The sequence below is a fragment of the Synechococcus sp. MIT2312 genome (assembly GCF_059772315.1).
Genome location: NZ_CM186281.1, coordinates 1,730,695 through 1,754,795, shown reverse-complemented (window position 1 = coordinate 1,754,795; position 24,101 = coordinate 1,730,695). Strand labels below are relative to the sequence as shown.

Annotated in this window: 20 protein-coding genes; 8 read left to right on the top strand and 12 right to left on the bottom strand. The window is 55.8% G+C overall.

What is annotated here, in order from left to right:
- The first annotated feature begins 1 nt into the window (after position 1).
- On the top strand, positions 2-1,351 hold the full coding sequence (locus AC6EI9_RS09910) for a sugar transferase (RefSeq protein ID WP_498467618.1): 1,350 nt from the start codon (positions 2-4) through the stop codon (positions 1,349-1,351).
- Here AC6EI9_RS09910 and AC6EI9_RS09905 read toward each other — a convergent pair.
- The 8 genes from AC6EI9_RS09905 to AC6EI9_RS09870 all read right to left on the bottom strand — a co-directional run bounded on the left by AC6EI9_RS09905 (position 1,348) and on the right by AC6EI9_RS09870 (position 11,618).
- The gene (locus tag AC6EI9_RS09905) at positions 1,348-2,016 is read right to left on the bottom strand and encodes a hypothetical protein (protein WP_498467617.1); all 669 of its coding nucleotides are present in this window, start codon (positions 2,014-2,016) and stop codon (positions 1,348-1,350) included. The genes AC6EI9_RS09910 and AC6EI9_RS09905 overlap by 4 nt on opposite strands.
- 227 nt (positions 2,017-2,243) lie before the next feature.
- Positions 2,244-3,458: a calcium-binding protein gene (locus AC6EI9_RS09900; protein WP_498467616.1), complete on the bottom strand. Its 1,215-nt coding sequence runs from the start codon at positions 3,456-3,458 to the stop codon at positions 2,244-2,246.
- Positions 3,459-3,566: 108 nt separating this feature from the next.
- Entirely contained in the window at positions 3,567-4,802 is a 1,236-nt protein-coding gene (locus AC6EI9_RS09895) for an HlyD family secretion protein (protein WP_498467615.1), read from the bottom strand.
- 1 nt (position 4,803) lies between these two features.
- On the bottom strand, positions 4,804-7,752 hold the full coding sequence (locus AC6EI9_RS09890) for a type I secretion system permease/ATPase (RefSeq protein WP_498467614.1): 2,949 nt from the start codon (positions 7,750-7,752) through the stop codon (positions 4,804-4,806).
- A gap of 23 nt (positions 7,753-7,775) precedes the next feature.
- Entirely contained in the window at positions 7,776-8,486 is a 711-nt protein-coding gene (locus AC6EI9_RS09885) for a peptidylprolyl isomerase (protein ID WP_498467613.1), read from the bottom strand.
- A 19-nt stretch (positions 8,487-8,505) separates the two neighbouring features.
- Entirely contained in the window at positions 8,506-9,870 is a 1,365-nt protein-coding gene (locus AC6EI9_RS09880) for an ABC transporter ATP-binding protein (RefSeq protein WP_498467612.1), read from the bottom strand.
- Positions 9,871-9,873: 3 nt separating this feature from the next.
- Positions 9,874-10,695 carry an ABC transporter permease gene (locus AC6EI9_RS09875; RefSeq protein WP_498467611.1) on the bottom strand — a complete coding sequence of 274 codons (822 nt, stop codon included), beginning with the start codon at positions 10,693-10,695 and terminating at the stop codon, positions 9,874-9,876.
- The gene (locus AC6EI9_RS09870; RefSeq protein ID WP_498467610.1) at positions 10,692-11,618 is read right to left on the bottom strand and encodes a hypothetical protein; all 927 of its coding nucleotides are present in this window, start codon (positions 11,616-11,618) and stop codon (positions 10,692-10,694) included. The genes AC6EI9_RS09875 and AC6EI9_RS09870 overlap by 4 nt, the downstream gene beginning before the upstream one ends.
- On the opposite strand from AC6EI9_RS09870, the gene rfbA reads away from it, so the two are divergent.
- The 3 genes from rfbA to rfbD are packed head-to-tail and all read left to right on the top strand — an operon-like array spanning position 11,617 to position 14,064.
- Positions 11,617-12,615, top strand: coding sequence for a glucose-1-phosphate thymidylyltransferase RfbA (rfbA, locus tag AC6EI9_RS09865; protein ID WP_498467609.1), 999 nt, complete (start codon positions 11,617-11,619; stop codon positions 12,613-12,615). The two genes, AC6EI9_RS09870 and rfbA, sit on opposite strands and share 2 nt — an antisense overlap.
- Entirely contained in the window at positions 12,605-13,201 is a 597-nt protein-coding gene (gene rfbC, locus AC6EI9_RS09860; RefSeq protein WP_498467608.1) for a dTDP-4-dehydrorhamnose 3,5-epimerase, read from the top strand. The genes rfbA and rfbC overlap by 11 nt, the downstream gene beginning before the upstream one ends.
- Positions 13,189-14,064 carry a dTDP-4-dehydrorhamnose reductase gene (gene rfbD, locus AC6EI9_RS09855; protein WP_498467607.1) on the top strand — a complete coding sequence of 292 codons (876 nt, stop codon included), beginning with the start codon at positions 13,189-13,191 and terminating at the stop codon, positions 14,062-14,064. The genes rfbC and rfbD overlap by 13 nt, the downstream gene beginning before the upstream one ends.
- A gap of 2 nt (positions 14,065-14,066) precedes the next feature.
- Here rfbD and AC6EI9_RS09850 read toward each other — a convergent pair whose 3' ends face one another.
- Positions 14,067-15,218 carry a glycosyltransferase gene (locus AC6EI9_RS09850; protein WP_498467606.1) on the bottom strand — a complete coding sequence of 384 codons (1,152 nt, stop codon included), beginning with the start codon at positions 15,216-15,218 and terminating at the stop codon, positions 14,067-14,069.
- Positions 15,219-15,417: 199 nt separating this feature from the next.
- Between AC6EI9_RS09850 and rfbB the strand changes: the two genes are divergently transcribed.
- The 4 genes from rfbB to AC6EI9_RS09830 are packed head-to-tail and all read left to right on the top strand — an operon-like array spanning position 15,418 to position 20,197.
- A complete protein-coding gene (gene rfbB / locus AC6EI9_RS09845; protein WP_498467605.1) occupies positions 15,418-16,533 on the top strand; it encodes a dTDP-glucose 4,6-dehydratase in 1,116 nt (371 codons plus the stop codon).
- Positions 16,534-16,554: 21 nt separating this feature from the next.
- The gene (locus AC6EI9_RS09840; RefSeq protein WP_498467604.1) at positions 16,555-17,370 is read left to right on the top strand and encodes a galactosyltransferase-related protein; all 816 of its coding nucleotides are present in this window, start codon (positions 16,555-16,557) and stop codon (positions 17,368-17,370) included.
- Positions 17,349-18,299: a glycosyltransferase family 2 protein gene (locus tag AC6EI9_RS09835; protein ID WP_498467603.1), complete on the top strand. Its 951-nt coding sequence runs from the start codon at positions 17,349-17,351 to the stop codon at positions 18,297-18,299. Before AC6EI9_RS09840 ends, AC6EI9_RS09835 begins: the two co-directional genes overlap by 22 nt.
- A complete protein-coding gene (locus AC6EI9_RS09830) occupies positions 18,296-20,197 on the top strand; it encodes a glycosyltransferase family 2 protein (RefSeq protein WP_498467602.1) in 1,902 nt (633 codons plus the stop codon). The genes AC6EI9_RS09835 and AC6EI9_RS09830 overlap by 4 nt, the downstream gene beginning before the upstream one ends.
- Here the strand turns inward: AC6EI9_RS09830 and AC6EI9_RS09825 are convergent.
- From AC6EI9_RS09825 to AC6EI9_RS09815, 3 genes are read right to left on the bottom strand one after another with little or no spacing between them, the layout of a single operon-like run.
- Positions 20,194-22,809 (bottom strand): glycosyltransferase, encoded by a 2,616-nt coding sequence (locus tag AC6EI9_RS09825; protein ID WP_498467601.1) that lies wholly within the window; start codon positions 22,807-22,809, stop codon positions 20,194-20,196. The genes AC6EI9_RS09830 and AC6EI9_RS09825 overlap by 4 nt on opposite strands.
- A complete protein-coding gene (locus AC6EI9_RS09820; RefSeq protein WP_498467600.1) occupies positions 22,806-23,918 on the bottom strand; it encodes a hypothetical protein in 1,113 nt (370 codons plus the stop codon). The genes AC6EI9_RS09825 and AC6EI9_RS09820 overlap by 4 nt, the downstream gene beginning before the upstream one ends.
- A gap of 10 nt (positions 23,919-23,928) precedes the next feature.
- Positions 23,929-24,090: a DUF5989 family protein gene (locus AC6EI9_RS09815; protein WP_498467599.1), complete on the bottom strand. Its 162-nt coding sequence runs from the start codon at positions 24,088-24,090 to the stop codon at positions 23,929-23,931.
- Positions 24,091-24,101: the final 11 nt, after the last annotated feature.

Below are 24,101 nucleotides of genomic sequence, written 5' to 3'. Positions count from 1 at the left end.
AATGCCCGATCACCGGTCGCTGCTGTTGCGCGCCCTGATGTTCGACTGTGTCGGGCAACTGCTGATCCTGGCTCTGTTTGTGCTGTTTCCCACCCTGACGGGTCTGCCGACTGGTGATTTCGCTCTGAGCGACCAGGGGGGATGGTTGCTGTTCATGCTGGTGCTGTACCCAGCCCTGGGCTGGTTGTTTGGCAGCTACACGGTGTTGCGTTGGCGCCAGTTGCCGTTGGTTGTGCTGCTGCAGCGCCTTCTGCTCACAGCGGTTGCAACTCTGGTGGTGGTGGCCATTGCTCGCTGGCTGTTCAACCCAGGCGTTGAGGTGTGGTTGGTGCATCGCAGAGTCCAGCTGCTCTGGATGGCAGGGGTCATGGTCTGGGCTCTGTCGGTGCGGCTTGGCTTGCGTCGAGGAGTGTTATCACCAGAATCACCGCGGTTGCTGTTGTTGGCCAAGTCCGACGAAGTGACCTCGATCATGCGGGCCTGGAAACGTGTTCCGGGGCGTCAGCGGTTGAAATCCATCCAGCCTGTGGCCCTGTTGGCACGGATGCAGCACTCTCAGGATTCCTTGCTGGTTGCGATCACTCCGGCATTGCGCCAGGCCCCTGAGCTACGTCCGCTGCTGGATCGTTCTGAGGTCAGTGATCCCCGGCAGCTGCGGGTGTTGTCGTTGATCAGCCTGTTTGACCAGCAACAGGAGCGCCTCCCTCCTGCATTCATTGCAGAGGATGGCCTGGCGTATGACGACCTCCCCTGGGCGGCCACGTTCAGTGTGCAGGCCCAGCTCAAACGTCTTGCTGATTTGCTTGTGGCAGCAGCATTGCTGTTGATCACTGCGCCTTTTGTGTTGGTGTCCGCAGTGTTGATCTGGTTCGATGATCGAGGCCCGATTTTTTATGCACAGCAGCGCAGCGGCTGGTTGGGGAAGCCTTTTCAGGTGCTGAAGTTACGCACGATGAAAGTCCAGCCAAGCGACGCGCCGGCTATTTGGACCACACCTGGCGACCACCGGATCACTCCAGTGGGTGGATTATTGAGGCGGTTTCGCATTGATGAGTTACCGCAGCTGCTCAACGTGCTCAAAGGCGAGATGAGCTTGATTGGCCCAAGGCCTGAGCGTCCGGAACTGGAGCAGAACCTTGAACATCAAATTCCTCATTACCGAAAGCGTCATTGGATGCGACCGGGCTTGAGTGGTTGGGCTCAGGTTTGTGCGCCCTATGCCAGCAGCGTGGAAGATTCTGATCTCAAATTGTCGTACGATTTGTATTACCTAAGGCACTTCAGTACCTGGCTAGATCTAGTGATTTTGTTTCGTACGATAAAAACAGTTCTGAAGGCAAGCGGACGCTAGTTTGAATTCTTTAAGTTATTGATCTTTGCTTTTAATCTCTCTATTTGATTGACACTATTTAGAGAGCCATAGACTTTGTTTTCCCAGTCTGCCCAGGCCGGATTGTTTTGATAAATACGTTCTAGATCTTTACCTCCAAAGAAGCTTTCAATCTTATGACTGTACTCATTGGTGTTGACACGAGGGAATTGCAATGGCTTGGTTCCCTTAGGTAAGAGAGGTAATACAAAGCGATTGCTGTCTTCCTGTAAATGTTCCAATCGCACCACATCAGTGCATGATCTCGCATTGAAATAGTGGATCCAATAATCGGCAGCAATCCAAGTTCCGCCAAGGCGCAAAGAGTAAAAGAGACCGCTTTTTACTGGTTCAAATGGAATATTAAGTCCCATTTTTTTAGTTTTATGGTGCCAATCACTTAATAACCAGCCTGCCAGACGACGTATTGTGATTATTGTTTTTTTGTCATGAGCGTAGTTGACATCACTTAGTCGAGTTTCAATTGATTCGTGCTTGGCATCGATGTCATCGGGATCCACGCTAATGCCAGGGATGTTCAATTCTCTGAAAAGTTTTGCTGTGCTGGTTCCACCAGTTTTAGGTAAGTGCAGCCAGATAAAACGGTTTGAAATAAGCAAAAAGGCCTCCCTCAAGGATGGTTGCATCAAGATCAGTAATTATAATTACATACTGAAAAGCGACGATTTTTAGGCAATAATTGACTTAAGTCAGGCAAAGTATTTCCCCTTATAGAATTGATGCTATTGATTTTAAATGTTCGCCATTTCACTAATTTGCCATTCATTTAAAAAATAAATCATTCTTTCGTGGTATTTGCCAATAAAAAACCCCTCCCAAAGGAGGGGCTAAGATGTTCACTTTGTGAACTAAATCATGCAACGAACGTGTAGTTGGCAGCAGTCAGATCTGCGATCGATCCGTTGTTGGAGATGTCAGCAAAATCCCAAGTATCAATCTTGGTACCAGTAACGGCAGTAGCCTCACCAATTGCGAGTTTTTGGACTCCTGCAGCAGTGTTGTACTGGAATACAAACTGGTCGCCAACTGCTGCAGCACCAGTCAAATTGAACGCAACAGCTGAGACTGCCGTATCCAATGCGGCCGCGTCAGCGGCACCAGCGGTTGCAGTCCAGTTGATGACGTTAACTTTCGCAGTAATCGTAGTGGCCCCAGACACCGCCTGAACCACCGCTGCATCCCCGGCAGCTACAGCATCGCCATTTCCATTAGTGAAAGTACCGCTGGTGGCTGCGTTGAGTGCAGAAATGTCCATCGAAGCGATGTCATCAGCAACTGTGAAATCTTTCACAGTATCGGCTGTTGCGGTCGCGGTGAAGACGACAGTGTCCTTGCCAAGTCCAAGTGTGATGGTGTCTGCACCAGCGCCACCAGTGATGGTGTCTGCGCCACCACCACCGAAAAGCTTGTCGCCAGCGGAACTACCAAGCACTTTGTCAGCACCATCATCTCCGTAGAGAGAAATGCCTGTCGCTGAGTCAGAAGCGTCGATGGTGTCTGCCTGAGAACCACCACGAACTGTGGTGTCTGAGCCGTTTTCAGCAATATCGATTTTGTCTGAACCGACTTGGCCATTGACAAAGTTCAACTGGCCCAGTGTCAGGGTTTTGGTTGCACTGCCAATGACGTCGTTTTCGCTTCCGCCAACGATTGTGGTCAGAAGACCAGTTGTACCTGAGAAAATGTCTGCACCCTGTCCGCCAGCGTAGCGAGACCGAGTTGTGCGGGTCGCTGAAGCTCCGGTGAGAGTGAAGGTGTCAGCGCCGCCTTGGCCGCCAACAGTAATACTGGCATCGTCACCAACTGAAACGAATGTATCGGCAGAATCACCCAAGGTGATGTTGGTCTTTTTAAGTGTGCCGCCAGCATTGACATCCACTTTGTCTTTGCCGCCGCCCATACCAATATTTCCTGAAGAAATAGAAGTAGTTACGTTGACAATGTCAGCTTCTTGAAGCGAGGAAACCTGAATGTCTTTGGTGATACCCGTTGTCGCCGTGAGGGTATCAGCTTTTGCGGTTCCGACCAGAGTCGCGGAACCACCTGATGTTGTAGATGTGTAAGCCAAGGCCTTTGCAAAGATAAGGGCTACCGAGAGAGCATATTAACAAATCCCTTGCGTCGCAACTGATTAAGACACTTTTGCGAGTGGTTTGTGCTGAGTCGCTGACAGGGGTCAAAGCTGTCGTAGCGAATCGACTTTGTCCTGAAATGTGCCTAGCAAAAGTTGTAAATAGCTGACTTTCCTCAACTTGATATTGGAGGTGAGGCTCATACCAACTTGGAGTGGGAGCTGCTTCCCATCTTTGAGTTTTAGCTGTTGGCGATCAAGTTGAATCGTTGCCGGGTAGCGGTATTCAGGCCGATTGTCTTGTTGGCTTGGGGGTAGTGCATCTGAACCCACGCTTTTGACTTGCCCTTCAAGAACCCCGAAATCAGTTGCAGGAAATGAATCGATACTCATGTCTGCCTCCATTCCTGCCTTGACAAAGCCGATCTGGCTGCTTGGAATCTCAACTCTTGCTTCGAGAGTGTCATAGGGCACGATTTTCATTACGGTCTCAGTACCTTGGGCCACGTAGCCTTCACCCCTTGGCTTGAGATCGAAAACGATGCCGTCGACAGGCGACCTCAAGAGCTGGTAGCGCAAATTCACGGATGTCTCAGTAATCCGAGCCTGCAACTCCTGGAGTTCCGACTTGAGTTGTTGAATTTGTTGATCTTGCAAGGCTTTTTCACGGAGGCGATTGACACGGGTTTGTCTCAACCTTCCGTCTGTTTCGGCAACCTTATTGAGTTGCTCGAGGTATTGAAGTTCACCCGTCGCGCCTTCTTGGTTGAGCATTTCGTAGCGACTTAACACTTCTTTGTTGAGTTCAAGATTACGCGTGAGAGTTCTTATTTCTTCGTCGTTCAGTAACAGATATTGTTTAAGTTCTGTTTGCTTCAGGGAGAGCTGTTTAGTTTTTAGCTTTTGGCTTTCTTTCAATGAATCCAGCTGTTGCTGTGTAGTTTCTGCATCCAGTTTCATCACGATTTGTCCTTTTTTCACTTCGTCGCCGTCTTTCACTAGGATCTCCGAAGCAATGCCGCCCACGGGCATTTGGATTTCTTTGACTGAACCCAATGGTTCCAATTTTCCGCTCACCGTGACCACCTCATCGGTTTTGGCGAGGGCTAGCCAGCCCACAGCGAATGCGGCAGTTCCAATTAATCCCCAGGTTGTTGCTCGCATCCAGCGTGGCGATTGCTGAATTGCTTCACCTTCGGTGTCGCGTTCTTTGAAAAACCCCTCCACAGCATCTTGGGCCGATTTCATGGGGTTGAAGACTTGTTTGGGTCTAAAACTTTTTCGGTTGGTTGCAGAATTTTTTTCGATTGATGCCTTGATTGGGTCTGGAGATTTAGCCATCTCAGCCTGCCTCCTGTTGTCGCAGCAGAGCGTAGTAGCGGCCTTGAAGAGCCATCAATTCTTCATGTGTTCCTACTTCAACAATGGCGCCTTGGTGCATCATGACAATTTTGTCTGCATTTCGAATTGTCGAAAGTCGATGGGTCACAAAAAAGACAGTGCATCCTTGTAGTGATTCACGCAGGTTCTGGCAGACACGACGTTCGGTGTCGTAGTCGAGTGCACTGGTGGCTTCATCCATCACCAGCAACTTTGGATTCGCTAGCAAAGTTCGAGCGATGGCCAGTCGTTGGCGTTGCCCTCCGGAGAGGCTTGCGCCCCTTTCGCCTAGTTCAGTGCTGTAGCCGGAAGACAAATCCATGATGAATTCATGGGCGCAAGCAACCTGTGCAGCTTTGGCAATGTCTTCTCCGCTGGCATTGGGATCAGTGAGTGCGATGTTGTCGCTCACGCTTCCCGAAAATAAGAGTGGATCCTGAGGAACGATGCCGATCTGTCGTCGTAAGGAATACAGCTCCACTTTGTCGATGTCATAGTCGTCGATCAGAATTCGCCCTTCTTCCGGTGAATACAGGCGAGGCAGAAGTTTCATCAAGGTGCTTTTACCGCTGCCGCTTTGGCCCACCACCCCTACAAACGTTCCTGCTGGAATCTCGAGGTTGATGTTTTTCAGCACTTGCGGTTTGCCAGCTCCGAATCGGAATTGAAGATCCTCAAAGGTCACCCTTCCACTGATCGGAGGCAGTGGGATCTTGCCTTGATCCAATTCTGTGGATTCTTCAGGAGTGTCGACAATGTCGGCCAGCCGTTCGAAGCTCACTCTCAGCTCCTGGATCCGCTGCCAGATCGTGGACAAACGCAGTAGAGGTTGCGTCACATAACCACTGATGATTCGGAAAGCAATCAGCTGGCCAAGCGTCAATTGACCGTCTAAGACCAGGCTTGCTCCCACCCAGAGCACCATCAACTGAGACAGCTTTTGCAGCACCTGACCGGTTTGGTTGAGAGCGGTTCCGGTGATCGTTTTTTCATAGGTGCGGTCGATGTACTTTGCGTAACGTTCCTGCCACTTCCAGCGGCTCACCATTTCAACGTTCTGTGCCTTCACCGTCTGGATGCCGGTGAGCACTTCCACGAGGTGAGATTGGGTTCGTGCGTTTTCTTCAGCCGATTGGCGGAATTGCCTGCGGAACAGGGGAGCTCCAATCAGGGTGATGGCAACTTGGATCGGCACCACAATCAGCGCGATCAAGGTGAGCACCCAGCTGTAAAGAGCCATCACGGCGATGTAGATCACCGAGAAGGCGGCATCAATCACCGTGGTGAGTGCTTCACCAGTGAGGAAGTTGCGAATTTTCTCCAGTTCTGCAATCCGAGTACCCAATTCACCCACCGGGCGACGATCGAAATAACCAACGGGTAGTCGCAACAGATGGTCGATCACTTCGGCACCGAGGCGCATGTCGATCCGGTTGGTGGTGTCCGCAAACATGAAGGTGCGCAGGCTGCCCAGCAGGCCTTCAAAAATGGTGACGGCAACCAAAGCGATTCCCAGGACTTGCAGGGTGTCGAGGCTGCGCTGAGCAATCACCTTGTCGATGATCACCTGGATCAGTAGTGGATTGGCCAGGGTGAATAACTGCACCACAAAGGATGAACCCAGCACCAGTAACAGGGTGGAGCGGTAGCGCTGAATAGCAGGAAGGAACCAGCCGAAGTTGAACTTCGCGTCTGGCGTGGCGCTGGTGCGATCTACCAAGATCACATCGAATCCTTCAGGGGCAGCTTCTGCCACCATTTCAGGACTGAGTTCCAGCCAGCCAAACCGGGGATGGGCCATCAGCAATCCCTTGGCATCGCTGCGCACCACAACTCCGAAGCCATCACTCCAGCTGATTAGGCAGGGCACATTCATGCGGGTGCAAAGTGCCGCCGGCACTTTTGCACCAGAGGCGTGCAGACCCATGCCGGCCATAAGTTGACCCATCATCGGCAAACTCGGTTGTTTGCCTCGTCTGAGCGATTCGCGGATGGTTTTTTCCAGTGCGTCGCGCCGGAACGGCAGGCCCATGATCTGGGCGAGCATCCGAAAACAGGCCATGCTTTCTCGCAATGGTCCTTCGGCTCTGATCAGTGCGACGGAGTCGCGGGGATCCGAGCCACTGAGATCCAGGCTGGATCGAGACTGCAGTTGAGCGAGCGGGTTTTCTTCGGTTTCCTTGCTGGCAGTGTGCTCTGGTTCGGAATCGTTGGCCTCGCTGCGTCCAGCCAGGATCTGATCCACCATCGACCGAGGCAGCGTCAGGAGTCGCAGGCTGAATTGGCCCTGGCTAACTGGAAGTTTGCTTTGAGAATCAATCCTGCTGTTCAGGCTTGCCGTTGTGTTGGCACTTCCAACGAACACCTGATCATCTGGATCCAGGTTGTTGAGCGCATCGTCTGAGCCGGCCAAGGCTTGAGCTTTCGGTAAAACGTGCCGAAGAACATCAAGCAGTCCGTAGGGCGAGCGCTCACTTTGATTCACCAACGTTTCAACCAGCTTGGCCAGTTCAGCTGGGAAGACAGTGGTGTTGCACCAAGTCCGGAAGCTGACGTCGCTGCTGTAAATCTCAGCAATCAGCCCATCGGGTAATTCCAGTGCTTCCAAAGTTGTTGAAGCGCTGACTTCTTCGCAGCCCTCAGCTCGCAAAAGGGAAGGTAGACCCACAAGGTTTCCGGGTCCAAGCAGCGCAAGCGTGTTGAGCTGGCCGTTGTGCTGACCCAGCAACCGAGCTTTACCGTTCAAAATCAGCAGTACCCGGTCAGGAATGATTCCCGAGCTGCTCAGGGCCTGTCCGATCCCGAACCGAACAACGTTGCCATTTTCAGTAAGACGATCAAATGTCGACTCAGAGCATCCCTGAAACGCAGGAATTTGTTGAAGTGCGTTGGTGATTGCGGAAACGGTCATGCAGCTGCGATTCCGCTAGCCAATCAAAGTCGCGCCAGCATACAGAGAACTTCTTCATTGATCCACTCCTGGAACAGTTCCATCGTCATCTGTTGTGCTGTGTCCTCGTCGAAGCGGGCTGCTTCATAGCGTTCCAGCCGTGCCACCAACCACCACTGCTCAATGTTGAACGGTTCCAGCAGTTGCCCAGGCTGGCTGGTGCGAAGCCGTTCACTGAGAGCTGGGTGAGCCTGCCTCATTGGCACCGGGCCCACGATGCCTTTGGTTTTGGCTTCTGGCCCTTGGCTGTGTTCAGCGGCTAAATCAGCGAAATTGGCCTCTGAACCTGCGATGCGCAGATAGAGCTCCCTTGCTAGAAAACCGTCGTTAACCCGCAAAAGGCTGTACACCACGCGATCGAGCTGTTCTTTACGGGCCAGAAAGCGTGCTTCGGCTTTGTGCTGAAAGTGCTCCTGGCTGTATTGGCGTACGCGTTCCGGTAACTCCAGTTGCCAGCGCAGACCGTCGGCTGACAAGCCCCGCGTCTGCAGGTGCTTGTTCAGTGCAGCGTCATCCTCGATGTTCTGTTTGTTGAGGTAAGCGTTCCAAAGCTGTTCACATTCGTCCTGCGGCACAGCAATTGATTCCACCGCCTTCGCCGTCACGTCGGCGCGGACCAAAGCTCCTAGGAGGTTGTGCCACCGCAAAAGAGCCAACGTTTCCTGGGAGAGATCGTGAAAGGAGGGCTCGCTCATCCGGCTTGAAATCTGTTCATCAATCTATGGCGCGCTTTTGCTCGCTCGATGCTGTGTGGATGAGTTCTGGTGCGGTGCTGGAGAGATCCACCAGTCCGAATCCGAAGCTGGCCTTGCGCGGAAGCAGAATCCGAATGGCGCATCCATCCACGATTCGATGTAAATAAATTTTTTCTGGGCAGTTCCACGCGCCTGCATTAAGGAAATACAGCCCCGGCTGCAGGCAACCATCGAACTTGAAGCGACAGGAAAAGCTCGTACCAGCGCTCAGGGGGGGCAGGCTCTTGCCCAGTTCAGGGAAGCGCTGGCCCGTGATCAACTGTCCAGATTTATCGGTGATGCTGCAGGCTAGCTCTACATTCTCGACAGCCTCATCAGCGTGGTACTCCAAAGCCACGTGAAACTCGTCGCCCTGGTGCAGCACGTTGCTGGGGTTCCCTTTGGCATCGAGGATTTGAATCGTTTCGATTGTTAGACCGCGGCTGGGATAAGCCATCGTGCTTTCTGGTTTCAGGTTCGGGTCGAAACCGCTGCAGTCCGACTCCGGCGAAGATCCAGCCTTTGCTTCACGGGCTGGATCCGGCAGGTCTTCATCGGCTTCGAGTTGATCGAACAAACTCTGGGCCTGAGTTCGCCAGCCCTCTTCACCGCTGTTGTTCAGACGTTGGTAAATCGTGGTGATGCTTTTGGGATGACCGATGAATTCCAGTTGTCCTCGGTGCAACAGCATCGCCTGATCGCAGTGCTGCAGGATCTGTCCGCAGTTGTGCGTAACCAGCAGAATTGATGTTCCTTTGTCCTTGAGTGCTTCCAGGTGTTTGAAGCACTTGCGTTGGAAGAATTCATCGCCAACGGCCAGAGCTTCATCCACCACGAGCACGTCGGGCTTGATGTTGGCCTGCACTGCAAAGGCCAGCCGCAGGGCCATGCCACTTGAGTACGTCTTGACCGGCTGGTGAACGAAGTCGCCGATGTCGGCGAAGGCGAGAATCGAATCCAGATTTGAGTCGGTTTCCTCCTTGGTGAGACCCAGCAGAGCCGCATTCAGGTAGATGTTTTCCAGGCCTGTGAACTCGGGGTTGAAGCCGCTGCCCAGTTCCAGCAGTGCAGCCACGCGCCCTTCGATCGTCATAGTGCCGCTGCTGGGTGTCAGTGTTCCGCAGAGCATTTGAAGCAGGGTGCTCTTGCCGGATCCGTTGCGCCCCACCACACCCATGGTCTGGCCGGCTTCAAGCTGAAAGCTCACATCCCTGAGTGCCCAGAAGGGCTCATAAAACGTGCGGCTTCCAAGCCAAAGCCCCTGGGCGAGGCGGGCTCTTGGTGAGGAAAACACCCGATAGCACTTGCTCAGCTGCTCAACTTGAATCCTGATTGGGTTAGCCATCGTTCACATCACGTCAGCGAACCCACGCCGGGCCTTCTGGAACATCCTGAAGCAAAGTTCACACAGCACAACGCTGAGCGGCAGGCCCAGGCAGAGATAGAGCGTGGATGGCTGCTGTCCGCTGACCAGCACGGCCCGGGTCTGTTCGATCACGATCACCAGCGGATTGAGGTTCAAGACCGGTTGCCAGCGCTCCGGCAGGGCTGAAACCGGATAAAAGATCGCGCTGAGAAACATCAGCGTGGTGAGGCCCACATTCACCAACTGGGGCAAATCTCGTAGATACACCCCCAGTGCTGATAGCAACCAGCACAGCCCAAGAGATCCCAGCAACAGCGGTAACCACACCAGTGGAAGCCAGAGCGCAGTGAGTGGGATTGCCCCTTGGGCGATCAGTTCAAACAGACCCAGCACCACCAGGCTTGTGCAGGCGTGGAAGGCTGCTGCACCCACTGCCACAGCGCTCAATAGCTCAAGTGGAAAGATCACTTTTTTCACGTAGCTCGGCTGACCCAGCACCAGAGTCGGCGCTTTGCTGATGCACTCGGCAAACAGGCTGTACACAATCAGCCCGGCGAACAGGTTGATGGCAAACCCGATCGGACCGGCCTCCTGCAGGTCGGGCCAACGCGCCTTGAACACAGTGGAGAACACAAAGGTGTAAACCGCCAACATCAGCAGCGGGTTGAGCAGGGTCCAGCTCCAACCCAGCAGTGATCCCCGGTAGCGCAATGCAACCTCTCTCTCGGTCAACCGCCAGAGAATGCTGGGGTTGCGGGTCAGAGCGTCGTAGGCCTGTAGCGATCTCTGGATCGAGAAGGTCATGCTTTGTTCAGCGCTTGTTCAGCTGTCTGCTGTTGAGCGATAGGCAGGGATTGATGGGGGAATGACCCCAGATAGCCGCGAAAAGAAGGGTGGCCGTGTTCCAGCTGCAGGAACTGCCAGTTCTCCAAGTTGGGTTTCATCACGGGATAACGATGCAGCACCGTGAGAGTTGCAGCAGTTTCCAGGGGGCCGACGAATCCCTCCCTGGGCAGTTCGTGTTGGCTGAGTTCCTCAGCCTGTTGAGCGCTGATCACAAAACAGCCGGAATGGGGGTTGCTGGTGAGGTCAAAATGCACCTTTTGATGCCCGCCGTAGAGGCCTTGGGCGGCATCGAGCTGGGGTTGCATGAAGCGCCCGATGAACTGGGGTGAGAGGGGGCCATCCACCAGCAACTGGTTGATCGCTCCTTGATGCACCGGTTCGTAGCGATGCGGCATCAGGCAGAAGCGGTGGTCGGTTTTCTCAAGAAACCAGCGCTGCTTATCGAAGAAGGCGGGATCATGGATCACCAGATCATCTTCCAGATACATCATCAGGTCGGCCCCGGAACGGTTGCTGATCAGATGATCTCTGCAGGCCAGTGGCAGCAGGCGGGGATCATCGGGTTGCAGCTCAACTCTCTCAACCTGCGGACTGAACAGATCGAGCACCTCATTCAGCTGGTGCTGGCCGTCGGTGCAGACGCTGATTTTCAACTCAAGCGGTGAATGGTTGGCTGGAAAGTGATCGATGCACTTTTTGTCGATATTCAGCACGGTCATCTCCGCTTGTCGCTGCAGGCCCAACAGGCCGTGCAGGCAGCGACTCAGAGCCAGGGAGCGTTGAAACTGAGAGCCGGCCCGAAGTGATCCGTAGCCATGGGGATTAGCGGCATCATTGGCCTCCTCCCGGGCGTAATGGGGAATACAGATGTGAACGCGCATGGATCGTTCGAGGGCTGAACTGGCGTTCCTGCGGGCCAGATTACCTGTGTTGTCAGGGCTGTTTCATTGCGAGTCGCATGCGAGCATCTGCCCAGTGCCGATCAGACGCGTGCAGCAGCGCAAGGGGATCATTCTCGCCGGTGGTAGCGGAACTCGACTGCACCCGATCACGCTGGCGGTGAGCAAGCAGCTGCTGCCGGTGTTTGACAAGCCGATGATCTATTACCCGCTCAGCACTTTGATGCTGGCGGGTATCCGCGAGGTGCTGATCATCACCACGCCCCATGATCGTGATGCGTTTGAGCGACTTCTGGGAGATGGTCGTTCCTGGGGGATGGAGATCACCTACGCCGTTCAGCCCAGCCCCGACGGCCTTGCTCAGGCTTTTGTGATCGGAGCAGAGTTTCTGGCTAATGCTCCTGCGGCCCTGGTGCTGGGCGACAACCTCTTCCATGGTGGTGAGCTGGTGCCCCAATTACTGCAGAGCAACCAGGCCAGCCAGGGAGCAACGGTGTTTGCATACCCGGTGCGCGATCCCGAGCGTTACGGAGTGGTGGAGTTCGCCTCCGATGGCCAGGTGATCAGCATCGAAGAAAAGCCGGAGCGGCCAAAGTCGCGCTATGCGGTGACGGGTCTCTATTTCTACGACGACTCTGTGGTGGAGCGTGCCCGGCAGGTGAAGCCCTCAGCACGCGGTGAACTGGAGATCACTGATCTCAACCGTCAGTACCTCGATGAAGGCCTGTTGCAGGTGCAATTGATGGGGCGCGGCATGGCCTGGCTGGATACGGGCACTTGTGATTCCCTGCAGGAGGCCGGCAGTTATATCCGTACCCTGGAGCACCGCCAGAGTCTCAAGGTGGGTTGCCCTGAAGAGGTGGCCTGGAGGCAGGGCTGGATCAGCGGCGAACAGTTGAAAAAGCTTGCGGAACCGCTACGCAAGAGTGGCTATGGCGATTACCTGCTCCAACTGATGGAGTATCCCGATGCAAGCTGAACGGCTCACCGCATCCTCGGGCTCGGTCCTTGGCGGACCGTTGTTGATCACTCCAAAGGTGTTCGGTGATGGCCGGGGATTTTTCTTTGAGAGCTGGAATCAGTTGGCGTTTGCTGCAGCCATGGAAGCGGATGGTCAGCCTGTGCCTGACTTTGTTCAGGACAACCATTCCCGCTCCAGTTGTGGTGTCCTGCGTGGTCTTCACTATCAGGTGGCCCCCCATCCCCAGGGCAAACTCGTGCGCTGCGTGCTGGGCGCGATCTTTGATGTGGCAGTGGATCTGCGCCGCAGTTCAGCGACGTTTGGTCAGTGGGTGGGCGCTCGGCTGACGGCTGACAACCATCAGCAGCTGTGGGTGCCGGCCGGTTTCGGCCATGGCTTCCTCACCCTCAGTGATCACGCTGAGGTGCTTTACAAAACCACGGACTTCTGGAGCCGCGAGTGCGAGCAGGCGGTGCGATGGGATGATCCCGATCTCGCCATTGCCTGGCCTGCTCTTGAGGGTGCTGTAGCTGGGAGCTCTCCTTTGCTGTCTGAGAAAGACGCAGACGCTCCCTTGTTGAAGGATCAGCCATGCGTGTTCTGATCACCGGTGCAGCCGGCCAGCTCGGCCAGGAACTGCAGCACACCTGCCCGCCCTCGCTGGAGTTGCTGGCCTTGGGTCGTGAGCAGCTTGATCTTGCGGATCCTGTTGCTTGTCGTGAGGCTGTGGAAAAGCATCAGCCGGATTGGTTGATCAATGCCGGGGCCTACACAGCCGTGGATCGCGCTGAAAGTGAGCCTGAGCTGGCTGATCGGGTGAATGCGCAAGCGCCGGGAGCGTTCGCTGCTGCTTTGCAGCAAACCGGTGGTTCCTTGCTGCAGGTGAGCACTGATTTTGTCTTTAACGGACAGCAGGGACACCCCTATCGGCCTGATCAGCCCTGCGATCCCATCGGCGTCTACGGCCGCACCAAGGCAGCTGGTGAGAAAGCTGCTGCTGAGGTTTTGGCCCCAGAGCGATTGGCGATTCTGCGCACCAGTTGGGTGTACGGCCCAGTTGGGCGAAATTTCCTGCTCACCATGCTGCGGTTGCATGCGATCAAGGCAGAGGCTGGTGATTCCCTCAGGGTCGTGGCGGATCAGGTGGGCTGTCCTACAAGCACCACCACCCTCGCTCAGGCCTGCTGGGCGTTGATCGAACGCGCTGCCAATGGCATGCACCACTGCAGTGACTCTGGAGCTGCCAGTTGGTACGACTTTGCAGTGGCCATCGGTGAACTTGGCGTTGCGGCAGGTCGGTTGAGCTCGGCTGCTTGTGTTGAGCCGATTACGACTGCTGAGTACCCCACACCTGCTCAACGGCCGGGCTACTCACTGCTGGATTGCAATGCCACGCGTTCGTTGCTGGGTTTGCCAGCCCGCTATTGGCGGGATGCACTGGCTGAAGTGATCGGCCGAATTCCCTGAATTCAGTGGCCAATCGCTCTTGATGCCACAAGATCGATCAGATTGAGCTGTCGTGGCAGACAGCGCTCGAGGCTGTAGTGCTCCACAGCATCGCGGTGAGCCTGATGGCCCAGTTGTTTGGCCAGGCTGCGATCTCTCAGCAGCCGGTCCACCTGTTCGGCAATGTCCTTTGGACTAAAAAAGTCCACCAGTAGCCCGTTGTGCTCGTGATCAAGCACCTCCATCACAGGTGCCGTCGCTGAACCCACGATGGCGCAGCCGATGCTCATGGCTTCCAGCATGCTCCAGCTCAGCACAAATGGATAGGTGAGATACACATGGGCTTTGCTCAGTTGCAGCAAAGTGAGAAAGCGTTCGTAGTTGATGCGTCCCACGAAATGAACCCTTGAGGGGTCGTACTGACCTTCGATCTCCGCGAGGAAACGATCGCACCATTCGCCTTCATCACAGACTTTTCCATAGCTAATTCCCTTTCTTTCACCAACCACAACGATCTGGGCCTCAGGTTGTAGTTCCTGAATCTTGGGGATGGCTCGAATGAAGGAGTGACAACCGCGATAGGGCTCGATGTGGCGGTTCACGAATGTGATCAATTTGTCAGCGCTGCTGAGTGTGAGTTCGTCATTAATTTCAAACGACAACTTGTTGGATTTTTTGGCTGGCCTGGCTTCATTGGAAATACCATCGTGGATCACCGAAAAGCGATGGTGAAAGCGCTCTGGATACGAGCTTTTCTGGAACGATGTGGGTGTGATATTCCAGGTGGCGTGATCAAGATTCAGCAGGGTATTGGCATTTTTCATGTGAATTCGACCTGAATTGATCCAGTCGTTGTCGTCAGGCTGTAACTCACGATCAAACGCACAATCAAAACCGTTCACGTTGTAGCAGAACTCCTGATACATCAGGATTGGAATGCCAGGCCAGATGTAGGGAAGGAAAAGCAATTCGCCCCAGCCGGGATGTCCGCAGATGATGTCTGGCGTGAAGCCTTTGCGTTTGAGTTCCGAGCAGAGTTCTGCGCAGGCTTCGGCGCGGATGACCTTGGTTTCTGAGTCGATAATTAAGGGGTGAATGTCTGCACCGTTTCCACGCTTGGGCTGGTAGATGTAATGGTGATAACCCTTCACTTTCGCAATGCTGCTTTCGTTCATGCTGACCGACACCACGGTATTGCCACTTTGACTTAAAAATTGCCGGCAGATATGCACATATTGGCCTGGAAAGTTCTGATGAACGAAGAGAATATTCATGTCTGGTTCAGTGAGATGACGATGGTTTTGTCAGCTGTCTGCTGCGACAAGGGTGCTGGTTCTGACTCTGGATTAATGTCAATCAGATTAATTTTCGACTATGTCCGAGATTCTGTTGCCCCCTGGCACACGCGTGCTGGTAACAGGTGGCGCGGGATTCATCGGCAGCTGCGTGGTGAGGCGTTTGCTCAGCTGGCCTGGCATTGAGGTGACCACGCTCGACAAGATCGGTTACGCGAGTGATCTCACCAGTATCGATCAGGTGCTTGATGGTTTGGCACCTTCGGATCCCCAGCGCCATCAGTTGTTGAAGGTTGATCTGGTTGATGCAGTTGCAACCGATCAGGCCATTCGGCAAGCGGATCCAGACCTCGTGATGCATCTGGCTGCTGAAAGCCACGTCGACCGTTCGATCGATGGCCCTGGCGCCTTCATCGAGAGCAATGTCACGGGCACCTTCAACCTGCTTCAGGCCGCTCGCCGTCATTGGCAGGAGCTGCCCACAGAGCGCCAGGAGCGTTTTCGTTTTCATCACATCAGCACCGATGAGGTGTTCGGTTCCCTGGGCGAGTCAGGCCGTTTTTCAGAAACCACGGCCTATGACCCGCGAAGCCCCTATTCCGCCAGCAAAGCGGCCAGTGATCACCTGGTCAGCGCCTGGCATCACACCTTCGGGTTGCCTGTGGTTCTCACCAACTGCTCGAACAATTACGGACCTTGGCAGTTCCCCGAAAAACTTATCCCAGTGGTGATTCTCAAGGCGGTGGTCGGTGAACCCATTCCTCTCTATGGCGATGGCGCCAATGTGCGCGATTGGTTGTATGTGGAGGATCACGTTGAGGCCTTGCTGCTGGCCGCTACTCGTGGCCGGTTGGGAGATAGCTATTGCGTGGGAGGGGCTGGTGACCATGGCTCGCCCAGTGAGCGCACCAATCGGGATGTTGTGGAAACGATCTGTTCCCTGATGGATCAGCTACGGCCAGACGGTGCGCCCCACGCACGCCTGATTACGCGTGTGGGCGATCGTCCTGGCCATGACAGGCGCTATGCCATCGACGCCGCCAAGATCACCAGGGAATTGGGCTGGACGCCCCGCCACAGTTTTGAGCAAGGCCTTGAGGCCACCGTGCGCTGGTATCTCGATCATCTCTCTTGGTGCACAACGGTGCGTGAGCAGGCCGATTACAGCGGTGAGCGCATTGGCGCCAAGGTATGACTGGGTCGCGGCTCCAATGTCATGGATAGGGATCAACCCGAAACTGTTGGTGCGCCAAAGCGACAGCTTCAACTTCTGTTCGTGGCTTATCACCCCTCGCAAGGGGAAGTCGAGCAGCTTCAGGCTTGCCTGGCTGAGCTGCCTCCGCATTTCGGTTACGCGGTGGTGGTGAACGACCACCGTCCTGGTGAGCCGGTGGAGCAGTTGCAGTCAGAGGCTGATTGTTTCTTGGTCAATCGTGACAACCCTGGTTATGGGCGCGCAGTGAACCGTTTGGTGGAGCGTCTCGGCGTATTAGCCCCTCATATCGGTGTGCTGAACACCGATCTTTCTTGGCAGCAGGGCACTTTCGAGCAGCTTCTTGGTTGGCTGCAGCAGCATCCCAAGGTGAGCCTGGCGGTGCCTCAGATCCTCGATGAAATAGGCGAGCCCCAGCAGCTTTGCAAGCAACACCCCACAGTGCTGGGCCTGTTCAGTCGGCGCTTCTTGCCCAACTGGCTGAAGCCCAGATGGCTCAAGCGTTATGACCGCTGGTATGTGATGGCGGAACAGAACTACCAAGAGGTGTTTGAGGTGCCTTATCTCAGCGGGTGTTGCATGTTGATCCGCAGTGAAGCCTTCCGCCGTGTTGGCGGCTTCGATGAGCGTTATTTCCTCTATCTCGAGGACGCAGATCTCACGCGCAGGCTCGCTCGTGATGGCCAGTGTGTGCACCTGCCGATCACCGCTGTGGTGCATGGCTGGGGCCGTGGCAACTATCGCAACCTGGGCCTGATGGTGGTGAATCTCACCAGTGCCTGGAAGTACTTCTGCAAGTGGGGTTTGGCGCTCTGGTGATCGAGGTTGTGCTTCCCACCTACAACGGCGCTGCCTTTCTCAGGCAGCAGATCATTTCGATCGATCAGCAGACGCTGCGGCCCCAGCGACTGCTGCTACGTGATGACGGTTCCACTGATGGAACTCCGGAGTTGTTGCTTTCTCTCAAGCGTGAATACGGCGACTGGCTGGAGCTGTTGCCTGCCGACGGCAACCTTGGCTGCACTGCCAACGTGAACCGCCTGCTGGAAGCTACCCAGGCTCCTTACGTGGCGCTTGCTGATCAGGACGACGTTTGGCTGCCCCACAAATTGGAAGCCTCTCTGGCCTTGCTGCAGAACATGGAGCACCGCCATGGGGCCGAGATGCCTCTGTTGGTGCACAGCGATCTTGAGTTGGTCGATGGTGAAGCGACGTTGCTGGGATGCACCTATCTGCAGCGTCAGCAACTGGATCCCCTGCGCACGGCTCCAGAGCATCTGGTGCTCACCAACGTCGTGACCGGTTGCACTGTGCTGCTCAATCGCGCGCTCTTGCACAAGGCTCTGCCGATTCCTGCTGAGGCGCTGATGCACGATTGGTGGTTGGCTCTGGTGGCCAGTGGTCTGGGCGAGATTGCTTTCCTTTCCGAGCCAACGGTCCTGTATCGCCAGCACGGGAGCAATGTGCTCGGAGCCCAGGGCCTCGGTTTGAGCTATTGGATGCGCAGGCTGAGGAATCTGTTCTCGGATCCCTCGGCTGGCGGCCACACCAGGGCTGCTTTGCGACAGGCGGAGGTGTTCGAGCACTGCTATGGCCAAGCGCTCTCAGCTTTGCCCGAACTGTTGCAGCTGCCGCGCAGGCGACGTTGGCGAGCGTTGCTGGAGCTTTCTGCCGAAGAGCGACCCAGTAAACATGGTCCTTTGCGTTCATTGGGGTTATACGGTCTGCTGGCTTGGCTGCCGCGATGAAAATCCGCTCCTTGATCCGTCGATTGCGCACCTCCGCGCTGGTGATGCGGACTGATCCTGCGATTTTGCTGCGTACGCCGCGGTTTGTCTGGCAGGCCCTGAAGGATGGGCCACGAGCAAGTCTTGATCGTTTGCGGCGTCTCAGTGATCCGCTGCAATTCGCCCCGGATTACGCGGAGTGGATGTCGGAATTCAGCACGACTGAGTCTGAAAGAAAGGCCATGAAGATCTGGGCCGCGTCAGTGCAGGCACCGGTGCAGATTGCCGTGCTGATGCCGGTGTTCAACCCCAGGCCTGAGTGGTTGCAGGCGGCAATTGACTCTGTGAAGTCGCAGTTGTATCCCCACTGGCAGCTCTGCATCGCAGACGATTGCTCCACGGATCTACGGATTCGTCCGTTGCTGGAAGCCGCAATGGCAGCTGATTCCAGGATCCAGGTGGTGTTCCGAGAGTGCAATGGTCATATCTGCGCCAGTTCAAACAGCGCCTTGGAGTTGGTCAAAGCGCCTTGGCTGGCATTGCTGGATCACGATGATCTTCTTCCGGACGACGCATTGATCTGGGTCGCGCATGCCATTCAGGCCTGCCCGGACGCGCGGCTGTTCTATTCCGATGAAGACAAGATCAGTTCCGACGGCAGGTTCTTTGACCCTTACTTCAAAGGTGACTGGAATCCTCTGTTGATGGAGGCCCAGAACATGTTTTCCCATCTCGGTGTCTACAGCACGGAACTGGTGCGGCGATTGGGCGGGTTCCGACAGGGTCTGGAGGGGTCTCAGGATCATGACCTTGTTCTCAGATGCAGTGAGCAGCTACAGCGCAATCAGATCGTGCACATCCCCCGGGTGCTTTACCACTGGCGAGTTCACCCTGAGAGCACGGCAGGTGGTGCGAAAGCCAAGCCCTACACCGTGAAGGCGGCCGAGCGGGCAATCACGCAGCATCTGCAACGGCGCAACCTGCCCTTACGCCAGTTGAGCTGGAGTCCTGTGGGTTTCCAAGCAGATCTGGCATTACCAGACCCAGCCCCACGAGTGAGTGTGATCATTCCTACCCGGAATGCACTCAAGGTGCTCGAGCCCTGTCTCACCAGCCTGCTTGAGCTCACGCGCTACCCCGATCTGGAGGTGCTGGTGGTGGATAACGGCTCCGACGATCCAGCCACGCTTGAGTTCCTCGCCAAGCTCGAGCAGCGGGAGATGATCGGGGTTCTGCGCGATTCCAGTCCGTTCAATTATTCAGCGCTTAACAACAAGGCTGTCCTGGAGGCTAGTGGGGAGGTCATTTGTCTCCTCAACAACGACATTGAGGTGATTGAACCCAACTGGCTTGAGGCGCTTGTCGTTCAGGTTCTCCGGCCTGGTGTGGGTGCTGCGGGTGCGCGCCTGCTGTATCCCAATCAGACCCTGCAGCATGCGGGAGTGTTGCTGGGTGTGGGTGGGGTCGCCAATCATGCTCACCTCGGCTGGCCCGCTGAACATCCCGGCTATTTCTCAAGAGCCCAACTGACTCAGGAAATGGCCGCAGTCACCGCCGCATGTCTGGTCGTTCGCCGGGATCACTACCAGCAAGTGGGTGGTTTGGATGAAGACAACCTGAAAGTGGCGTTCAACGACGTGGATTTCTGCCTGAAACTGCGGGAAATCGGGCTGCAAAACGTCTACGTGCCCGCTGCAAAGCTCATCCACCATGAGTCGGTCAGCCGTGGCCAAGATCTCAGTCCTGAGAAGGCGGCCCGTTTTGCGTCTGAGGTGGCTTGGATGAAACAGCGCTGGGGCGATCAGCTGGATCGAGATCCTGCCTACAACCCCAATCTGTCTTTAATTGGTGAGTCTTTTCGTCTGGCCAGGCCGCCGCGTCTACAGCGCTGGCCTGTTGGAGACGACGATCAGACCTAGGCCTTGGAGTGGGGCCAGATCGCCTGGTCATGGCACTGCGGCAAATCGAGCCATGAATGGCGCGCCTGTAATAGACGACTGAGGCGACGTTCCTGAATGGTTGTGCTTTTGGCTCGCATCGAGCTGTCATGACTGGTGTAGGTGGCCAGGACCTGGGGGCACAGAACGCCGTGCCAGCCAGCATCAATAAGGCAGCACCAGAAATCGAAATCCTCCCAGCCTCCGGGAATGTGGGTATATCCCCCAATGGCCTTCCAGGCCTCGCGTCTGACCAGAGCCATCGCATCGATGTAGTTGCCGCTGCGGAACAGCTGCTGTTGCCAGGGAGCATCGCTCACCAGCACTCTCGGGTCATCACTTCCCTTTTCAGGCTTCACGCGCACCAGGCTGTGGATCACTGCACAGTGAGCATCTGCCTGCCTAGCGAGATGCCCACAACATGCAAGTGCTTCGCAATCGAGCTGGTTATCGGCATCCAGCACGAAGCACCAGCGACTGGTGGCGGCTCGAAAAGCGGTGTTGCGAGCAGCAGCAAGCCCGCCGTTTTCAGTGTGTTGAAGAAGTAAGCAGCGCCCCAGCTGTCGATGATGATCGCTCATCCATGTCTCCACCACAGCAGGGCTGTTGTCGCTTGAGGCATCGTCAACCACGATCAGCTCGACTGTGCCGGCATCGCTCTGCATCAACACGCTGTTCAGGGCATCGAGAACGCGTGAGCCATAGTTGTAGAGGCTGATGCAAACGCAGATCGTCTCGACCAACTGCGCTTCATCGCTCTCATACAGCACGTTGGAATCTGGCTCAGGGGTGTGACAGGGCGAAGGGGTTGGGCAGCCTTGGCGATACCAGCGCAGCTCCTCAAGCAGTTCTTGGGCGCTGATCGGCTCGTTCAGGATCAGCACTGGTGCTGTCTGTTTGTGAGTGAGTTGCACTAGAGCTTGCCAACCGTGCTTTTGCTCTTCTTCTGGCGTCTGTTGTTGACGCACGATCTCCAGCCCGGAATGCAGGCAGCTCTGCAGCCATTGCGCCATTAGCCGAGCGGTGTCTGGATTGCTGGAGGCAAGGCCGTTGAAACCAGGGATGCCGAGCAGCGGGGATATCATTTCGCGGTTCAAACCAGGGTTGTTGCTGCCCAGGCACAACGTGGATCCCAGCTCTGCCAAATGCCTTGGTTCAGCAAGTCCGAGCGAGGCTGCGCAGGCATCCCATGTTTGGTCGGATGGATTCAAGTAGTCATTCACATCAGCAGTTGGCGCGATCCAGGAGGCATTGATCCCGAATTGACGCAACAGCCTGACCTGTTTGCGATTGGGATCCCAGACCCGCTCCAGCTCAGCCAGCTTCAACAGCTCAATCGCACCATCGTGGCCGCTGGAGACCTCGACCAGGTTGAGAGCGATCGGGCTCGCCTCCAGGCTGCCTAGAGGCCTCGCCTCAAAGCTGCTCATTCCTTTGGTTTCGACCGGACAGTGCTGAATCCAGGCGTGCACAGGCCATTGGTTCAGGTCTGCTCCGCGAACCTGAATTGTGATGTTGCCATGGTCTGAGCTCCAGTGTTCAGCCTCAGGAACAGGTCCAGCCAGATCAGCAATGTGCTCCAGTTCGACATCGGTGAAACCCTCCAGCTGCCAAATTTGCAGCTGAAGCTTCGCGGCCTGTCCCCGTCTGCCATACAGCACAGTCGCCAGGGCGCTCCAGGGGTGTGCGGCCATCGCAGTTTTTGGTAGTTGCCCCCTTCGCAAGATCTTGATGATGCGCTTGAGCTGACTGCGCCGTCGTGCTGGAGCAAAAGCCGGAAGCTCGGGCTGCTGGAGTAACCATCGCTCCAGGCTTTGTCGTTGATTCGGTTGACGCGCCAACGTTTCCAGACGCCTGTAAAACGCTTTCACAGGGACTGCCAAAGCCGCAGGTAGTTCGTTCTGGCGGCTACGACGGTGTTCAGGTTTGATGGCAGCTAAGGCTTGACGTTGTTGTTCCCTGGAACTCCATGGAGCCAGTTTGCGTACTTGTTTCAGGGCTCGGTGCGGATCAAACCAGTGGCTGTAACTCACCACTTGCAGCGGGAGATCAGCTCCGTCACGCAGTACCTGCGCGTTGTGATGCCACCAGAGGCGCTGTGCTCTCCAGCCATCCATTCCAGTGACCGCCTGATCTCGCTTGACCAGCGACACCATCACTTCGGCGGGATCCCGAACTGCCAGCAGCAGCTGCAGGGGGATTTTCAGGTTTCGGCATGCTTGTTTCCAAAGTGGCAACAGCAGACTCGAGCGCGGATCCTTAATGGCCCATGGGCCTTCCTGGCAGGCAGCCTCAGGCCTGAGTAATTCCATCAGATCGTGTAAGGCCCGCTGGCCTCGAGCACTGTCAAGCCATCCTTGAGGCAGTGGTTGCATTCCTCTCGACGAGGGCCACCAGCGCTCCAGATCGATCAGCAGCTCTTCCTGGAGAGCGGTCACGTCGGCGTGCTCGAAGTAGCCCTCGGGGTTGTGATCATCACCGTGCAGCAACGGTCCGGGCATTGCAATGCCACAGGCAGGCAGCAACGACCCCAGCAGTGACGTTCCGCTGCGATGCATGCCCACAACAAGAGTGAGAGGTGCTCGCTGGTTCATTGTGCTCTCAGCTTTGCAGCGACCAATGCGGCCCAATGGCTTGTGCTGAGAGGCCCGGGATGGTTGTCGAACGGTTCGAGATTGTCGCGGGTCCAGAGGCCATTGCCGCCGCGCAGATCCAGAACGGCCACACCCTTCTGCTGGTAGTGGTTGATCACAGCACTGTTGTTGTCACCCTGTAGCCAGAGCACTGTGGGAGTGGCCTTCAGAACTGCGATTTCCTGGAGGATTGCATCAATCAGTGCCGTGGTGACCCTGATCTGTTGCTCGCGTCCTGGATCCTCTCCGCGATGGTCCTTGAACAAGGGGATCTGGCTGACGGTGAGTGAACCGTTAATCAGAGATGCTCTGGGGTGTGTGTAGGCCTCGGCAAGGGCAGGCTGACGTTTCAACTGTTGTTGAAAGGTTCCGCACTTGGGGTTGAAGGTTCTCAGCCGAGACGGTGCTGCCACGTTGCGCTTGAGGTAGTAGTCCGCGTGGCCCAGCAGAACGTGTCCTCCCTGCAGTTGCTTTTGCAGGTCTTTCGGGATCAGCGTTTGGGCGTTGTTGGCATCACGCAGCATCAGCCACTGATGCACCGTGCCGAATCCACCACCGGCGTAGTTGGCGACGGGTTGATCCGGCAAAAGGCTTTGCAGCTGCCAGGCCAGTGAGGCGTTATCCGAGAGGCCAGCTCCCAACACGAAGCTGTCGCCAAGCACCAACACTGCGGGCGCTGTTCTGGCGGGAGAGTTTGCAGGTCTGCTGAGACGTTCACCTTGTCTGCCTGTGCTCAGCGTCCATTGATATCGGTCCACTGTTCCAGTGATGCCCACACGTTGAACTTCTTCGGGCAGCTGAATCGTGGCGGTGCTGATGCTGTTGGTTTTGTACCAGTAGCCGAGTATTGGCTCTGGCACGTAGGGGGATTCCGGATCCCATGAAGTTTTGCGCTCACAGGCGTCGGCTGCGGTAGGCGGCTCGATCGTGCTGCCGCTTTTGAGTTGGCGGGCCAGTCTTACCAGCGCAAGGGGCTCGCCTTGCTGTTGAACGATCAATGCTGCAATCACTTCAGCGATGGCCAGCAGGCTGGCCAGGATCAGCAGGTTGACGACCAGAAGTTTGCGCATCTGAGTCGCGTCAGAACAGGCTGTAAATGAAGGGAGCCACAACTGTGCCCTGGGTGAACACCAGCAGGGCACCCATCAGCACGAGCGTGACAATCAGAGGCACAAGCCAGTACTTTCTGCGCGCTGCCATGAAGGCCCACAGATCTCCGAGCAGATCGAGCAATGCGGCCATGGCCTGTGGAG

What these genes read in the sequence shown, in the direction of transcription:
- rfbC (WP_498467608.1), top strand. Translation starts at nt 12,605, where the DNA reads ATGCAAGCTGAACGGCTCACCGCATCCTCGGGCTCGGTCCTTGGCGGA.
- AC6EI9_RS09895 (WP_498467615.1), bottom strand. Translation starts at nt 4,802, where the DNA reads ATGGCTAAATCTCCAGACCCAATCAAGGCATCAATCGAAAAAAATTCT.
- AC6EI9_RS09875 (WP_498467611.1), bottom strand. Translation starts at nt 10,695, where the DNA reads ATGACCTTCTCGATCCAGAGATCGCTACAGGCCTACGACGCTCTGACC.
- rfbA (WP_498467609.1), top strand. Translation starts at nt 11,617, where the DNA reads ATGGATCGTTCGAGGGCTGAACTGGCGTTCCTGCGGGCCAGATTACCT.
- AC6EI9_RS09870 (WP_498467610.1), bottom strand. Translation starts at nt 11,618, where the DNA reads ATGCGCGTTCACATCTGTATTCCCCATTACGCCCGGGAGGAGGCCAAT.
- AC6EI9_RS09820 (WP_498467600.1), bottom strand. Translation starts at nt 23,918, where the DNA reads ATGCGCAAACTTCTGGTCGTCAACCTGCTGATCCTGGCCAGCCTGCTG.
- AC6EI9_RS09885 (WP_498467613.1), bottom strand. Translation starts at nt 8,486, where the DNA reads ATGAGCGAGCCCTCCTTTCACGATCTCTCCCAGGAAACGTTGGCTCTT.
- rfbD (WP_498467607.1), top strand. Translation starts at nt 13,189, where the DNA reads ATGCGTGTTCTGATCACCGGTGCAGCCGGCCAGCTCGGCCAGGAACTG.
- AC6EI9_RS09905 (WP_498467617.1), bottom strand. Translation starts at nt 2,016, where the DNA reads ATGCAACCATCCTTGAGGGAGGCCTTTTTGCTTATTTCAAACCGTTTT.
- AC6EI9_RS09825 (WP_498467601.1), bottom strand. Translation starts at nt 22,809, where the DNA reads ATGAACCAGCGAGCACCTCTCACTCTTGTTGTGGGCATGCATCGCAGC.
- AC6EI9_RS09830 (WP_498467602.1), top strand. Translation starts at nt 18,296, where the DNA reads ATGAAAATCCGCTCCTTGATCCGTCGATTGCGCACCTCCGCGCTGGTG.
- AC6EI9_RS09910 (WP_498467618.1), top strand. Translation starts at nt 2, where the DNA reads ATGCCCGATCACCGGTCGCTGCTGTTGCGCGCCCTGATGTTCGACTGT.
- AC6EI9_RS09880 (WP_498467612.1), bottom strand. Translation starts at nt 9,870, where the DNA reads ATGGCTAACCCAATCAGGATTCAAGTTGAGCAGCTGAGCAAGTGCTAT.
- AC6EI9_RS09890 (WP_498467614.1), bottom strand. Translation starts at nt 7,752, where the DNA reads ATGACCGTTTCCGCAATCACCAACGCACTTCAACAAATTCCTGCGTTT.
- rfbB (WP_498467605.1), top strand. Translation starts at nt 15,418, where the DNA reads ATGTCCGAGATTCTGTTGCCCCCTGGCACACGCGTGCTGGTAACAGGT.
- AC6EI9_RS09840 (WP_498467604.1), top strand. Translation starts at nt 16,555, where the DNA reads ATGGATAGGGATCAACCCGAAACTGTTGGTGCGCCAAAGCGACAGCTT.
- AC6EI9_RS09815 (WP_498467599.1), bottom strand. Translation starts at nt 24,090, where the DNA reads ATGGCCGCATTGCTCGATCTGCTCGGAGATCTGTGGGCCTTCATGGCA.
- AC6EI9_RS09850 (WP_498467606.1), bottom strand. Translation starts at nt 15,218, where the DNA reads ATGAACGAAAGCAGCATTGCGAAAGTGAAGGGTTATCACCATTACATC.